Below are 13406 nucleotides of genomic sequence, written 5' to 3'. Positions count from 1 at the left end.
GCTGGACCGCGTGCGTAGAGTCGGAGGCGGATGCCCGTGCCCACCCGAGACGGAGAACCGTGACGACGAGACTGCTGCTGATCGCCGATACGCATGTGCCCGCCCGTGCCAAGCGACTGCCCGACGCGGTGCTGCGAGCGGTCGACGACGCCGACATCGTCGTGCACGCGGGGGACTGGATCGACCTCGCGACGCTGGATCTGATCGAGTCCCGGTCGCGGCTGCTCGTCGGCGTCCACGGGAACAACGACGGCCCCGCGCTGCGAGAGCGACTGCCCGAGATCGCACGGCTGACGGTCGAGGACGTCGAGGTCGCTGTGGTGCACGAGACCGGACCGAAGCAGCGGCGCGAGGAGCGGATGGATGCGGCGTTCCCGGGCGTCGACCTGCTCGTGTTCGGCCACTCCCACATCCCGTGGGACACCGTCGCCCCATCCGGGATGCGCCTGCTGAACCCAGGGTCGCCGACCGACCGCCGCAGGCAGCCCGTCTGCACGATGATGTCGGTCGCGATCGACGGCGCACGGGTCGACGCCACGCTGGTGCCGCTCGCATGACCACCGCACCTCGCGCGGGCGACGACATCGAGGTTCCCGCGGCGTACCGCGCCCCGATGCGATCGCGCGACGACGGGGTGCGCGAGGGGCTCGCGGTCGAGCGCGCGCTGCGGATCGGGGTCTGCGGAGTGGGAGGTCGCCTCGACCGCATCCCGGAGTCGCCGGCCGACGCGCTCGCCGCAGTCGATGCCGCCTTCGGTGAGCGGGCGGCGCGCAGGCTCGAGAGGTTCTCCTCGGTTTCCGAGGGGTCGTTCGTCTGGACGCGCGACGTCGACGGACTGCTGTGGCTCGGCCGGATCGCCGGGCCCTGGCGCTACGACGCGTCGGGCGAAGCCCGTGCAGTCGACCTCGTGCACGTGCGCGCGTGCGACTGGCTCGATCGTCCGGTGGAGCCGGCCGCGGTGCCGTCCGGCGTGCACGAGTCGTTCGCGCGGGGCGGTCGCAACTGGCAGAGCATCACCCGGGCCGACGCCGCGCACCTCACCGCGGCCGTCTGGAAGTCCCGCCGCAGCGGGTGACGGGCCCGATCAGTCGGTCGGGCGCAGGTCGCGGAGAATGGCGTCATACCGGCTGAGGAAGGCGCGCTCGTCGAGTCGCTTGCGTCGGAGCCACGACGTGACCTCGTCGTTGCGCTTGCTCGCGTTGCAGGACCCGCACGCGGGCACCACGTTCTCGACGGTGTAGCGACCGCCGCGGGAGATCGGCATCACGCAGTCGCGTTGGAGCGCGATGTCGCCCGCTCCGCAGTACGCACATCCGCCCCAGGCCTCCTGCAGCGAGGCCCACTGCTCGGCGGTGAGGTCGTTGTCCGCTCTGGCCACCCGGCCCCGGCGCCGCTTCGCATGACGGGCGCGCGCAGCGGGCGTGGGGGTGGAGAATCTTCGGCGCGGCACAGACACACGGTACTGGGCGGATGCCCGTGCCTGTGATCTATTCCTCGGTGTCGCCGAGAGCGAGCGCCGGCACGAAGTCGGCCGTGGGCGCGAGCAGCTGCTCCAACTCGAGCACGATGAGCCGGTTGTCTCCCGCTCGCGTCGCCGGGGCCGGCACGAAGAGGGTGCGCTGCGGCCCGTTGCGCCAGTACCGTCCGAGGAAGAACCCGTTGACGAACGCATAGCCCTTGCTCCAGGCAACGGTGTCGAGGAACAGGTCGGCGGCGGAGTCGAGCGCGAAGTCTGCGACCCACGCAGAGGGTGCGCTTCCCGGGCCGCTCGACGTGTTCCCGCCGCTGGAGCCGATCTCCGCCGCGATCCCTGCGACGTCCAGCGCGGTCGAGTGCCAGCCGGTCAGCGGCGTGCCGTCGAGGGCAGGAACGCCGATCAGACCCTTCTGCTCGCCGAGTCGGTGGTCGTAGTTCACGCGGCCGCCCTCCTCGACGAGGATGCTGAGCGTCCGTCCTGCGGGAATCCGCAGGGAACGGTCGTGACGGGTGCGGGAGAGCGTGCCGACGGGCTGGCCGTCGACGCTCACCCAGGCGAGGTCGCGCACCTCGTCGAGCACGAGCTGACCGCCGCGACCTTCGGGAAGCTCGACGTCGTAGCGGATCAGAGCGCTCAGGTGCTCCAGCTCGTCGAATGTCCGCGGAACTGCGGATGCGGGCGTCGATGCCGCGGCATCCGTCCATGATCCCGCCGGCTTCAGCGGCACGGAGAAGACCGGTGCCGCGGTGGCCGCGGCGGGCAGCTCGTCGGGGACGGGCGCGTACTTCGCGATGACGTCGCGGAAGGCGAAGAACTTCGCGGTCGGGTTGCCGGCCTCGTCGAGAGGCGCGTCGTAGTCGTATGACGTGACGATCGGCAGGTAACGGCCCTTGTGGTTGGCACCGTTCGTGAGACCGAAGTTCGTGCCGCCGTGGAACATGTAGATGTTCACCGAGGCCCCCGCGGCCAGCAGTTCGTCGAGATCGGCGGCGGCGGTGTCCACGTCGGTCGTGTGATGCACGCCGCCCCACCAGTCGAACCAGCCGTCCCAGAACTCGGAGCACATCAGGGGGCCGGTGGGCTGGTGGGAGCGCAGGGTGGCGAGGCGCTCGGCGCTGCGCGATCCGAAGGATCCGGTCTTGTGTAGCTCGGGGAGGCTGCCGTCTGCCAGCATCCAGTCGGTCGGCTGGTCGACCGTGGTGAGGGGCACGGTGATACCGGCTTCTCGGGTGAGGGCGACGAGCGCCTCGAGGTAGTCCTTGTCCGAGCCGTACGCGCCGTACTCGTTCTCGATCTGCACGAGCACGACCGAGCCGCCACGGTCGATCTGCCGGGGCGCGACGATGTCGTAGACCCGGCGGAGGTAGTCGCTGACATCGGCGAGGAACGTCGGCTCGGAGGAGCGCAGCTCGCGCTCGCCCGCGGTGAGCCAGTTCGGCAGCCCGCCGTTGTGCCACTCGGCGCAGATGTAGGGGCCGGGCCGCACGATCGCATCCATGCCCTCCGCCTGGATCAGGTCGAGGAACCGGCCCAGGTCGTTCCAACCCGTGGCATCCCACTCGCCGCGCCGCGGCTCGTGAGCGTTCCATGCGACGTAGGTCTCGATCGTGTTGAGTCCCATCAGGCGGGCCTTGCGGATGCGGTCCTGCCACTGGTCGGGGTGCACCCGGAAGTAGTGGATGGCACCGGAGATCACCTGGTGGGGGAGCCCGGCGCGGAGGAAGTCTGTCTCGCCGATGGAGAAGGAGGTCACGATGAGGTGCTTTCGATGGGGAGGGCCGGACGGAGAGCGAGTCCCCGTCCGGCCCGGACGTGCGATTACTTGTTGACGGCGAAGCCCTGCGAGTTGCCGTACTCGACCAGCGCGTCCTGCCAGGTCATGAGGCCCTCGTTCAGGTCGGTTCCGTTCTGGTACGACTGGCCCACGGTGTCTCCGAAGATGCTGTTGCCGTAGACCTGGTAGGGCAGGTAGCTCCAGCCCTCGACCACATCGTCGGCCGCTGCGGCGAGGACCTCGTTGATCTTCTGGCCGCCGAAGTACTCGGGCGCGTCGGCGAGGAACTCCTCGCTCGACAGCTCGGCGGTCGTCGACGGGAATCCGCCGGACTCGAGGAACGTCGAGATGCTCTCCTCCGAGTTGTTCAGCCACCACAGGAATCCGGCGGCGAGTGCCGGGTTCTTGCTCTGCGTGGTCACGGCCTGGCCGCCGCCGCCGTTCTCCGCGGTCGCCGGGGTGCCGTCGTAGGTCGGCATCGGAGCGACGCGCCAGTCACCGGCACCGTCGGGGGCGCCCGTGATCAGGTTGCCCGGCATCCAGGCGCCGATCACGAGGGTCGCGAGGCTGCCGTCGCCGAGAGCGCGGAACCACTCGTCGCTCCAGCTGCCGTAGGGCGCGAGCAGGTCCTCCTCGACGAGGCGGTTCCAGTTCTCGGTCCACTTCTTCGATCCGTCGTCCTGCAGGTCGATCGTGACGTCGGTGCCCGACGTCTCGAACGGCTTGCCGCCGGCCTGCCAGATCATCGAGGTCGCGAAGCCGGCGTCGCCGGTGTCATTCGTGATGTAGGCGTCGGGGTTCGCGGCGTGGATCGCCTTCGCCGCCTCGTAGTACTCGTCCCACGTGGTGGGCACGGCGACGCCGGCGGCGTCGAACACGGCCTTGTTGTAGAAGAGCGCCATGGGGCCGGAGTCCTGCGGCAGGCCGTAGATCGCGTCGCCGTCGGTGACGGAGTTCCAGGTCGAGGCGGTGTAGTCGTCCTCGAAGTCGGCGAAGCCGTACTGCGAGAGGTCGACGAAGGCATCCGTCAGCGCGAACTGCGGGAAGGCGTAGTACTCCATCTGCACGACGTCGGGGGCGCCGGAGCCCGCCTTGATGGCGTTCTGCAGCTTGGTGTACTCCTCGTTGTTGGTGCCCGCGTTGACCACGTTCACCTTGACGTTCGGGTACTCCTTCTCGAACGCCTCGACCTGAGCCTCGGCGGAGGGGTCCACGACCAGTACGTGATCTCGCCGCCCTTCTCGAGAGCGGCCTCGACGGAGTCGAACGAGCCGTCGCCGGCAGCGCTGCCGCCGGAGCCGGAGTCGCCGGTGCTGCAGCCGGCCAGCGCCAGCGCTGCCACGGTTCCGGCCGCGAGCACCGTGAGGGTGCGCCGTGCGGCGGGTGAGGGAAGGTGCTTCATTGCTGTGTCCTTTCGGGGTGCGGTCCAGCGTCGGACCGACAGGGGGCGGTGCGGAGGGTGCCGGAGGCTACTGCTTGACGCTTCCGGCGGTGAGACCTGACTGCCAGAACCTCTGCAGCAGCAGGAAGGCGATGACGATCGGGATGATGGTGAGGAGGGAGCCCATGATCACGAGGTTGTAGATCGGCTGAGATCCGGCGCCGATCGCCTGAGCGCTCCACTGGTTCAGGCCGACGGTGAGCGGGTACCAGGCCGGGTCGGAGAGCATGATCAGCGGCAGGAAGTAGTTGTTCCACGTCGCGACCACGGTGAACAGGGTCACCGTCACGATGCCCGGTGCGAGCAGTCGCATCGAGATCGTGAAGAAGGTGCGGAACTCTCCGGCGCCGTCGATGCGGGCCGCTTCCAGCAGCTCGGTCGGCACGGACTCCGACGCGAACACCCAGATCAGGTACAGACCGAACGGGCTGATCAGCGAGGGGATGATCACTGCCCACGGGGTGTTCGTGAGCCCGAGCTCGCTGAAGAGCAGGAAGGTCGGCACGGCGAGGGCGGTGCCCGGCACGGCGACCGCGCCGAGCACGACGGCGAACACCGCGCGGCGGCCGGGGAAGCGGTACTTCGCCAGGCCGTAGCCGGCCATGGTGGCGAGCAGCGTCGCGCCTCCGGCGCCGACCACGACGTAGAGCAGCGTGTTGCCGAGCCAGCGCAGGAAGATGCCGTCCTGATACGAGAAGGTCGCCACCAGATTGTCGACGAATGCGAAGTCGTCGGAGAACCAGAGCCCGAACGAGCTGAACAGCCCGGACTGCGTCTTGGTCGAGCTGAACAGCAGCCAGACGAGCGGCACCAGTGTGTACAGGGCGTACATCACCATGACGATCAGCAGGATCTTCGACTTGCGCGGATTCATCAGATCGTGGCGCTTCTGCGAGGGACGGGCGAGGGGAGTGCCATGTCAGCGCACCTCCGACTTCGAGCCGCGCAGCTGCACGACGTAGGCGATCACTGCGGTGATGACGCCCATGATGATGGCGATCGTCGCGGCGTAGTTGAACTGCTGTCCGGCGAACGAGAGGTTGTACGCGTACATGTTGGGGGTGAAGTACGTCGTGATCACGTTCGGAGCCAGGGGCCGCAGGATGTTGGGTTCGTTGAAGAGCTGGAAGCTGCCGATGATCGAGAAGATCGTGGCGATCACGAGAGCACCGCGCACCGAGGGGATCTTGATCGAGAAGATCGTGCGCCAGGCACCCGCGCCGTCGAGCGACGCCGCCTCGTACATGTCGGTGGGGATGGTCTTCAGCGACGAGTAGAAGATCAGCATGTTGTAGCCGACGAACTGCCAGGTCACGATGTTGCCGATCGAGACCAGGATCCACTCCCGGGCGAAGGGCGTGATGAGGTCGCTGCCGAGGAAGTCGTTGAAGTTCGACGTCAGACCGAACTGGTCGCCGTAGATGTACCCCCACATGAGCACCGCGACGACCGCGGGCACCGCGTACGGCAGGAAGATCAGGATGCGGAAGAACGATGCGCCGCGCAGGCGTGCGCTGTCGAGGGCGAGCGCCGCGGCCAGCGCCAGGACGAGCATGATCGGCACCTGCACCACGAGGAACAGCACCACGCGGCCGAACGCCTCCCAGAACTGCGGGTCGGTGAGCGCGCGGACGTAGTTGTCGAACCCGACGAACGCCGTGCCGCCGATCAGCTTCTCCTGGAAGAAGCTGAGGTAGAGCGCGTAGGCGAGCGGGGTCAGGAAGACCAGGGCGAAGACGACCATGAACGGGCCGACGAAGGCCCATCCCTTCCAGTCGCGCTTCTCGCGCCGGCGGATGCCGTGGTCCGCCAGGGCTGCGGAATCTTGAGTCGTCATTGACGAGAACCTTCTTAGAGATCGGGCGCTCACAGCGCCGTGTGTCAACGTCAACATATTCGATGCACTGCTAGTGTGTCAACGTCAACACATGAATGGATGAGTGCTCGTGACCTCGGTACAGTCGGCAGAGCCGCCGCAGCGGCGGCGAGACCCCTCCATGGAGGACGTGGCCCGCGAGGCCGGCGTCTCCGGACAGACCGTGTCGCGCGTCGTGAACGCGCGCGGCTACGTCGGCGCCGCCACCAGGGAGCGCGTCGAAGACGCCATGCAGCGGCTCGGCTACCGGCCCAACAGCGCGGCTCGTGCGCTGCGATCCGGCCGATTCCGGGCGATCGGCGTCATCATGTTCTCCTTCAGCTCGTACGGCAACCAGCGCACGCTCGATGCGATCGCGGTGCGCGCCTCGCAGATGGGATACGCCCTCACCCTCATCCCCGTCGAGTCCAGTGCCCGCGACACCGTCGCGGGAGCCTTCCGCCGCCTGGAGGAGCACGCCGTCGACGGGATCATCATCGTGATCGAGGCGCATCAGCTCGACGAGGCCGAGGTCGAGATCCCCGACGGTCTGCCCGTCGTGCTCGTCGACTCGAACCGCGGCACGACTCACCCGTTCGTCGACACGGATCAGGCTCAAGGGGCGCGCCTCGCGACCGAGCACCTGCTCGACCTCGGCCATGAGACCGTCTGGCACGTCGCAGGACCGGCGAAGTCCTATTCCGCAGAGCGTCGACGCGAATCCTGGCGCTCGACTCTCGTGGAGCGCGGCATCGTTGCACCCGATCCGCTGCAGGGCGACTGGTCAGCCGAATCCGGCTATCGCGCCGGGCTCCGCCTGCGTGACGACGACGGCGTCACCGCCGTGTTCGCGGCGAACGACCAGATGGCGATCGGCGTCGTGCGGGCATTCCGCGAGGCCGGTCGAGACATTCCCGGCGACGTCAGCGTGGTCGGGTTCGACGGCCTGCCGGATGCCGCCCAACTGTGGCCGCCGCTGACCACGGTGCAGCAGCATCCCGAGAAGGTCGGCGCTCTCGCGGTCGACGCCCTCCTCGCCGAGCTCGATGGGGGAGAGCGCAGTCAGACGCCGCTCGTCGGCACCGAGCTCATCGTGCGCGAGAGCTCGGCCCCGCCGCGCGCCGCGCGCTGACTCCGGCATCCTCTCGCGCGCCCCCTCGCACCCAGCTCCCCGAGGTCAGAATCCGCTGATCCGGCGGAAGGGAAGGAGAGTCAGCGCCAGATGGCGGCGATGCCCGCGTTGAGGGCGGTCAGGATGCCGACGAGCCAGAACATCGCGGGCGGCACGCTGCCGGACTTGCGCTGCTTCGACGTGCCGATGCCGAGGAGCGCACCGATCGCGAGCAGCACCACGAGCTTCGTGCCGATCTTGGCGTAGTTCATCTCGACGCCCTCCGGCAGACCCCACGGAGCGGCGAGGGCGAGACCCGCGATCGCTGCGATGGTCATGCCGATGCTCATCAGGCGCGTGAACTCGCGCGTGCCGCCGAACGCCTGCACCGCCCAGGCGCCGAACAGCACTGCGAAGCCGATGAGATGGACGAACAGAACGACGTGCCGCAGAGTCTCCATGCCCTCACGGTACGAGCACGCAGGACGTGCGCGCCACCAAGGGGAGGCTGACCTACCGGGCCAGGCTGACCTCAGCCCACGCGAGGGCCGGCCTCAGCCGCGCAGCGAGCGCACCAGGAGCGCCGTGCGCAGCGCGGCATCCGCAGCCTCCGCGCCCTTGTCCTCCTTCGAGCCCTCGAGTCCGGCGCGGTCGAGGCCCTGCTTCTCGTCGTCGAGCGTCAGCACGCCGAATCCGACGGGCTTGCCGGCGTCGAGCGAGACCCGCGTCAGTCCGTCGGTCGTGGCTGCCGAGACGTATTCGAAGTGCGGGGTGCCTCCGCGGATGATCACGCCGAGTGCGACGACGGCATCCGCTCCACCTGCGAAGGCGGCTTGGGCGGCGAGGGCGAGTTCGAACGACCCCGGCACGCGGACGAGGCGGTAGTCGGCGTCCGCGTCATCGAGCACACGCTGGGCGCCGGCGATGAGGCCGTTCGTGATGACGTCGTGCCAGGTACCGGCGACGATGACGACCTTCAGGCCTCGTCCGTCGATCTTCTCGGTCTTGGGTGCTCCTGCGCCGCTCATGCGTCGTCCTTCCGTCCGTCGGCGAGAGCTTCTGCGAGCTCCGCCTCACCGATGATGTGACCCATGCGGTCACGCTTGGTCTCGAGGTATTGATGGTTGTTCGGTCCGACGCCGACGATCAGCGGCACCTGCTCGACGACATCGAGTCCGAGGGTGCGCAGCTGGTTCACCTTGTCGGTGTTGTTGGTCAACAGGCGAACCTTCGAGACGCCGAGATCGGCGAGGATGCCGGCCGCAGCCGCGTAGTCCCGTGCATCCGCGGGAAGCCCGAGTGCGAGATTCGCATCGACCGTGTCGAGCCCCTCCTCCTGCAGGCTGTAGGCACGGAGCTTGTTGATCAGGCCGATTCCGCGACCTTCGTGGCCACGCATGTAGATGACGATGCCGCCGTCCTGCTCGATCGCGTCGAGGGCGGCGTCGAGCTGCGGGCCGCATTCGCATTTGAGCGACCCGAAGGCCTCTCCGGTCAGGCACTCGGAGTGCACGCGCACGAGGGCGGTCTCGCCGGGCTCGCCCGACACGACGGCGATGTGATCGGTGCCGGTCACCCGGTCCTTGTAGGCGAGGAACCGGAAGGTCCCGTGCGTGGTCGGCACGGTCGCGTCGGCCCGCAGGCTGACACGGCGACTGGCGCGTTCGGGCGACCAGCCGGTGGGGTCGACCTCGTTGAGGTGGGCGATGAGCTGCTCGATCGTGATGACCGGCACTCCGTCGCGTGCACCCAGCTCGATGAGTCCGGGCAGTCGCATCATGCTGCCGTCCTCTGCCACGACCTCGGCGATCGCGCCCACGGGCCGCAGGCCCGCGAGCTTCATCAGATCGACCGCGGCCTCGGTGTGGCCGCTGCGCTCGCGCACTCCGCCGTCGACGGCGCGCAGCGGCAGGACGTGACCGGGGCGGATGATGCTCGTCGCGGTCGAATCGGGATTCGCCAGGACGTTCAGCGTGTGCGCGCGGTCGTGCGCGCTGATTCCGGTGGTCACGCCTTCGGCCGCGTCGACGCTCACGGTGTAGGCGGTCGAACGGGCGTCCTCGGAGGCGGCCACCATGGGCTGCAGGTTGAGGTTGTCGGCGAGGTCGGCGGGCATCGGCGCGCAGATGAACCCCGACGACCAGCGGACCGTCCATGCCACCCATTCGGGCGTGGCGAGCTCGGCCGACATGATGACGTCGCCCTCGTTCTCGCGGTTCTCGTCGTCTGCGACGAGCACGGGGCGCCCCGCGCGAAGGGCCTCGAGGGCTTCGGTGATGGTGGAAAGGCTCATCGCGAGCCTCCTTCCGGTGCTGCCCGGAACGCCAGCAGGCGCTCGACGTGACGGGCGAGGATGTCGGTCTCGAGGTTGACGCGGTCGCCGACCGCGCGGGAGCCGAGGGTGGTGGCGGCGAGAGTCTCGGGGATGAGCGAGATCTCGAACCAGTGAGCGTCCGCGTCGACAGCGCTGACCGCGCTCACGGTGAGGGAGGTGCCGTCGACCGAGATGGAGCCCTTGTCGACCACGAGCGGCGCGAGGTCGTCGGGCAGCGAGATGCGCAGCACGCTCCACTGCTCGCCGGGTCGCACCTCGAGGACATCGCCGACGCCGTCGACATGTCCCTGCACGATGTGACCGCCGAGCCGCGCGCCGACCGGCATCGCCTTCTCGATGTTCACGCGGGTGCCGACGGATGCGCCGCCCAGAGCGGCCACGTCGAGGGTCTGCCTCATGACGTCGGCGTCGAAGGTGTCGCCGGTCGAGTCGACGACGGTGAGGCAGACTCCCGAGACCGCGATGGACTCGCCGTGCACGGCGTCGGAGACCGCCTTGGGGGCGCGAACCGTCAGCCGCCAGCCGTCTCCGGCGGGCGCGATAGCGGTGATCTCGCCGATCTCCTCGATGATTCCGGTGAACATCAGGCGGCTCCTTCTTCGGTGGTGAGCGCGGGATGAGCGATCGCGAGCAGGTCGGACCCGAGGGGCTGCCACTGGTCGATCGTCAGTCGTCGGGCGGCGTCGATGGATCCGACGCCGATGTCGGTCAGTGCCAGCCGGTCGCCGCCGAGCAGCACCGGCGCGATGTAGACGAGCACGCGATCGGCGAGCCCCGCGGCGACGAAGGCGCTCGCCAGCGTCGGGCCCCCTCGATGAACACGCTCTGGATGCCGCGAGCGTGCAGGTCGGCGAGCACTGCATGCAGATCATGGGTGTCGTAGAAGAGCGGAGTCTGCGGATGCCGGCGGATCGCCGCATCGTCGGGGGTGATGCGCGAGCCGATCACGACCGGGACGGGCTGGTGTTCATGGAGCGCCTCGCCGTCGCGAGCCGTCAGCGAGGGATCGTCGGAGAGCAGAGTGCCTGTGCCGACGACGATCGCATCGGCCGCAGCGCGACGTCGATGGACGTCTGCGCGGGCTTCAGGTCCGGTGATCCACTGGCTGCTGCCGTCGGATGCCGCCGCGCGGCCGTCGAGGGACTGCGCCCACTTCACGGTGACGTGGGGGCGGCCGAGGCGCTGAGCGGTGAGCCAGCCGTCGATGATGCGGTGTGCGACATCGCTCTGTTCGCCCGCATCGACGCTGACGCCCGCCGAGCGGAGGCGGTCGGCCCCGCCGCCCGAGACGGCTCCCGGATCATCGAGGGCGTAGACGACACGCGAGACGCCGGCCTCGATCAGCGCGACGGCGCAGGGGCCGGTGCGACCGGTGTGGTTGCACGGTTCGAGGGTGACGACAGCGGTCGCCCCCTCGGCGGCGCCGGCGGAGAGTCGCGAGAGGGCATCGACCTCGGCGTGGGGCGTTCCGGCGCCGTGGTGCCAGCCTTCGGCGATGATCTCGCCGTCGGGGGAGAGGATGACGGCGCCGACCTGCGGGTTCACTCCGCGAGGGCCGAGCGTCGCGAGCTCGAGCGCACGGGTCATCGCCCGGCGTTCCGCCTCGTTCACTGCCATCCGTGGTCCTCTCTGAGGCTCCGGGGGATCTCCTCGAGGGAGACGTCGGCAGAACGCGCGCGCGGCGGCGCACCGTGCTGCCTCCCTTCCGGACTAGCGAGGCTGGGCCTCGCACCACCGTCGGTCCCGGAATTCCACCGGATCGGCATCTCGGAGAACCGAGACGCTCGCGGACTGTCACCGCCGGTTCGGATTCTCACCGACCCCGGAGCACGTTGATGCTCTGAGTGTACTCAACACATCCGGATGCATTTCATTCCGCGTCGAAGTGCTACTTGAGCAGCCGTGACAACCGGCGATCGGCGAGCGGTTTGCCACCGGTCTGGCACGTCGGGCAGTACTCCATCGAGCGATCTGCGAAGAAGACGCTGCGCACCGTGTCGCCGCACACGGGGCAGGCCTCGCCACGACGAGCATGCACCTGCATCCCACGGCGCTTGGCGTCTTTGAGGTCGGCCGGCGGCTTGCCCGAGGCCTCGGCGACCGCATCCGCGAGAGTCGTCTGCATGGCGGCATACAGGCGATCGACCTCGTCGTCGTCGAGCTTGTCGGCGATCGCGTACGGCGACATCCGCGCGGCGTGCAGGATCTCGTCGGAGTAGGCATTCCCGATTCCGGCGATCACGCCCTGATCGCGGAGCAGGCCCTTGATCTGCGTGCGCCGCCCCTGGAGCAGACCGCCGAAGACCTCCCGGGTGAACGACTCGTCGAGAGGGTCGGGCCCGAGCCGGGCGATCCCCGGGACGTCCTGCGGGTCGCGCACGACATACACGGCGAGCGACTTCTTGGTGCCGGCCTCGGTGAGGTCGAATCCGCTCTCGTCGTCGAGGCCGACACGGACGGCGATGGGCGACTTGCCGGGTTTGATCGGCGTCGTGGGCAGCGTCTCGTACCAGCGCAGCCAGCCCGCCTTGGCCAGGTGGAAGACGAGATGCAGGTCGTCGCCGCACGAGAGCACGACGAACTTTCCCCGTCGAGAGGCCGCAGTGATCCGCTGACCGTGCAGTGCGGAGTTCGGCGGGTCGTATGTCTTGAGCGCGGCGATCGCGCCCACGCTGGTTCGCACGATCGTCCGCCCCACCGCGCGCTGGGTGAGGAATGTGGTCAGGCCCTGTACTTCCGGCATCTCCGGCATGCGTTCATCCTGCCATCGGGGTCGGACACGCGACTAGAGCACCGGCCAGTCGACCGGTGTGCGGTCGTCGGATGCGAGGAGTCCGCCGAACCAGCCGTCGTCGCGGCCGCGCTCGCTCGTGAGCGCCTGGCGTGCGAATCCCTCGTAGCGGAACCCGAGCGCCCTCGCCGACCGTGCCGACGGGATGTTGCCCGCGACCGCCCGCCAGCCCAGCCGTGCGAGACCGAGCTCGTCGAAGCCCCAGTCGACGACGGCGCGCGCGGCCTCGACGAGGTAGCCGTTGCCGCGCGCGGCAGCGGTGACCCAGTATCCGAGCTCCGCGTGCCCGCCGGTGTGGTGCGGCGTGATGTGGTGCAACCCGATCGAGGCGACGAGCTCCTCGTCGCGATACGCGCACCAGATCGTCTGGCTCCCGTCGGCCCACCACTCGCCGATCAGGCGCACATAGTCCGCGGCATGCTCTCGCGTGTAGGGGCTCGGCACGGTCGTCCACCGCGGGATCTCCGGATCCTGGCAGGCTGCGACGATCGCGTCGATGTCCGACTCGTGCGGCACATGCAGCGTGAGGCGGTCCGTGGTGAGGGTGACCGGTTCCATCCCGGAATCCTACGGGTCGGAGAACGCGTGTGCGGGCGGCTCCCGGTCCCGGTGTCGGCGGCCG

The 13406-nt window shown here is 69.0% G+C and carries 13 protein-coding genes, 2 pseudogenes and 1 riboswitch; of the genes and pseudogenes, 3 read left to right on the top strand and 12 right to left on the bottom strand.

Features of this window, described 5'->3' with window-relative positions:
- The first annotated feature begins 59 nt into the window (after nucleotides 1-59).
- Nucleotides 60-557, top strand: a complete 498-nt coding sequence (locus ACZZ93_RS05855; RefSeq protein WP_056277844.1) for a metallophosphoesterase family protein — start codon at nucleotides 60-62, stop codon at nucleotides 555-557.
- Entirely contained in the window at nucleotides 554-1075 is a 522-nt protein-coding gene (locus ACZZ93_RS05850; RefSeq protein ID WP_053095477.1) for a hypothetical protein, read from the top strand. Before ACZZ93_RS05855 ends, ACZZ93_RS05850 begins: the two co-directional genes overlap by 4 nt.
- A gap of 9 nt (nucleotides 1076-1084) precedes the next feature.
- Here the strand turns inward: ACZZ93_RS05850 and ACZZ93_RS05845 are convergent, their stop codons facing one another.
- The 5 genes and pseudogenes from ACZZ93_RS05845 to ACZZ93_RS05825 all read right to left on the bottom strand — a co-directional run bounded on the left by ACZZ93_RS05845 (nucleotide 1085) and on the right by ACZZ93_RS05825 (nucleotide 6529).
- A complete protein-coding gene (locus tag ACZZ93_RS05845) occupies nucleotides 1085-1450 on the bottom strand; it encodes an HNH endonuclease (protein WP_053099033.1) in 366 nt (121 codons plus the stop codon).
- A 37-nt stretch (nucleotides 1451-1487) separates the two neighbouring features.
- On the bottom strand, nucleotides 1488-3230 hold the full coding sequence (locus tag ACZZ93_RS05840) for a glycoside hydrolase family 35 protein (RefSeq protein ID WP_463510643.1): 1743 nt from the start codon (nucleotides 3228-3230) through the stop codon (nucleotides 1488-1490).
- Between the two features lie 65 nt (nucleotides 3231-3295).
- Nucleotides 3296-4653, bottom strand: a pseudogene (locus ACZZ93_RS05835) (ABC transporter substrate-binding protein).
- Nucleotides 4654-4720: 67 nt separating this feature from the next.
- On the bottom strand, nucleotides 4721-5566 hold the full coding sequence (locus ACZZ93_RS05830) for a carbohydrate ABC transporter permease (RefSeq protein ID WP_056277856.1): 846 nt from the start codon (nucleotides 5564-5566) through the stop codon (nucleotides 4721-4723).
- A 45-nt stretch (nucleotides 5567-5611) separates the two neighbouring features.
- Entirely contained in the window at nucleotides 5612-6529 is a 918-nt protein-coding gene (locus ACZZ93_RS05825; protein ID WP_056277859.1) for a carbohydrate ABC transporter permease, read from the bottom strand.
- Between the two features lie 160 nt (nucleotides 6530-6689).
- Between ACZZ93_RS05825 and ACZZ93_RS05820 the strand changes: the two genes are divergently transcribed.
- The gene (locus tag ACZZ93_RS05820; protein WP_463511727.1) at nucleotides 6690-7679 is read left to right on the top strand and encodes a LacI family DNA-binding transcriptional regulator; all 990 of its coding nucleotides are present in this window, start codon (nucleotides 6690-6692) and stop codon (nucleotides 7677-7679) included.
- 80 nt (nucleotides 7680-7759) lie between these two features.
- Here ACZZ93_RS05820 and ACZZ93_RS05815 read toward each other — a convergent pair whose 3' ends face one another.
- The 7 genes and pseudogenes from ACZZ93_RS05815 to ACZZ93_RS05785 all read right to left on the bottom strand — a co-directional run bounded on the left by ACZZ93_RS05815 (nucleotide 7760) and on the right by ACZZ93_RS05785 (nucleotide 13342).
- The gene (locus ACZZ93_RS05815) at nucleotides 7760-8119 is read right to left on the bottom strand and encodes a Fe-S protein (RefSeq protein ID WP_072590951.1); all 360 of its coding nucleotides are present in this window, start codon (nucleotides 8117-8119) and stop codon (nucleotides 7760-7762) included.
- Between the two features lie 93 nt (nucleotides 8120-8212).
- Nucleotides 8213-8686 carry a 6,7-dimethyl-8-ribityllumazine synthase gene (ribH, locus tag ACZZ93_RS05810; protein ID WP_053095484.1) on the bottom strand — a complete coding sequence of 158 codons (474 nt, stop codon included), beginning with the start codon at nucleotides 8684-8686 and terminating at the stop codon, nucleotides 8213-8215.
- Nucleotides 8683-9951 (bottom strand): bifunctional 3,4-dihydroxy-2-butanone-4-phosphate synthase/GTP cyclohydrolase II, encoded by a 1269-nt coding sequence (locus ACZZ93_RS05805; protein ID WP_053095485.1) that lies wholly within the window; start codon nucleotides 9949-9951, stop codon nucleotides 8683-8685. Before ACZZ93_RS05805 ends, ribH begins: the two co-directional genes overlap by 4 nt.
- Nucleotides 9948-10577, bottom strand: a complete 630-nt coding sequence (locus tag ACZZ93_RS05800) for a riboflavin synthase (RefSeq protein ID WP_072590953.1) — start codon at nucleotides 10575-10577, stop codon at nucleotides 9948-9950. The genes ACZZ93_RS05805 and ACZZ93_RS05800 overlap by 4 nt, the downstream gene beginning before the upstream one ends.
- A pseudogene (gene ribD, locus ACZZ93_RS05795) lies at nucleotides 10577-11610 on the bottom strand (bifunctional diaminohydroxyphosphoribosylaminopyrimidine deaminase/5-amino-6-(5-phosphoribosylamino)uracil reductase RibD). Before ribD ends, ACZZ93_RS05800 begins: the two are co-directional and overlap by 1 nt.
- 71 nt (nucleotides 11611-11681) lie before the next feature.
- A riboswitch (FMN riboswitch) is annotated at nucleotides 11682-11827 on the bottom strand.
- A 54-nt stretch (nucleotides 11828-11881) separates the two neighbouring features.
- Nucleotides 11882-12745, bottom strand: coding sequence for an Fpg/Nei family DNA glycosylase (locus tag ACZZ93_RS05790; RefSeq protein ID WP_394194348.1), 864 nt, complete (start codon nucleotides 12743-12745; stop codon nucleotides 11882-11884).
- A 33-nt stretch (nucleotides 12746-12778) separates the two neighbouring features.
- Nucleotides 12779-13342, bottom strand: coding sequence for a GNAT family N-acetyltransferase (locus tag ACZZ93_RS05785; RefSeq protein WP_053095489.1), 564 nt, complete (start codon nucleotides 13340-13342; stop codon nucleotides 12779-12781).
- Nucleotides 13343-13406: the final 64 nt, after the last annotated feature.

Source organism: Microbacterium sp. AC026 (assembly GCF_979258475.1).
This window is presented reverse-complemented; position numbering and strand designations above follow the sequence as displayed.

Excerpts from the sequence above, each read along its gene's own strand:
- ACZZ93_RS05850 (WP_053095477.1), top strand. The coding sequence starts at position 554 with ATGACCACCGCACCTCGCGCGGGCGACGACATCGAGGTTCCCGCGGCG.
- ACZZ93_RS05830 (WP_056277856.1), bottom strand. The coding sequence starts at position 5,566 with ATGAATCCGCGCAAGTCGAAGATCCTGCTGATCGTCATGGTGATGTAC.
- ACZZ93_RS05825 (WP_056277859.1), bottom strand. The coding sequence starts at position 6,529 with ATGACGACTCAAGATTCCGCAGCCCTGGCGGACCACGGCATCCGCCGG.
- ACZZ93_RS05820 (WP_463511727.1), top strand. The coding sequence starts at position 6,690 with ATGGAGGACGTGGCCCGCGAGGCCGGCGTCTCCGGACAGACCGTGTCG.
- ACZZ93_RS05815 (WP_072590951.1), bottom strand. The coding sequence starts at position 8,119 with ATGGAGACTCTGCGGCACGTCGTTCTGTTCGTCCATCTCATCGGCTTC.
- ribH (WP_053095484.1), bottom strand. The coding sequence starts at position 8,686 with ATGAGCGGCGCAGGAGCACCCAAGACCGAGAAGATCGACGGACGAGGC.
- ACZZ93_RS05805 (WP_053095485.1), bottom strand. The coding sequence starts at position 9,951 with ATGAGCCTTTCCACCATCACCGAAGCCCTCGAGGCCCTTCGCGCGGGG.
- ACZZ93_RS05800 (WP_072590953.1), bottom strand. The coding sequence starts at position 10,577 with ATGTTCACCGGAATCATCGAGGAGATCGGCGAGATCACCGCTATCGCG.
- ACZZ93_RS05790 (WP_394194348.1), bottom strand. The coding sequence starts at position 12,745 with ATGCCGGAGATGCCGGAAGTACAGGGCCTGACCACATTCCTCACCCAG.
- ACZZ93_RS05785 (WP_053095489.1), bottom strand. The coding sequence starts at position 13,342 with ATGGAACCGGTCACCCTCACCACGGACCGCCTCACGCTGCATGTGCCG.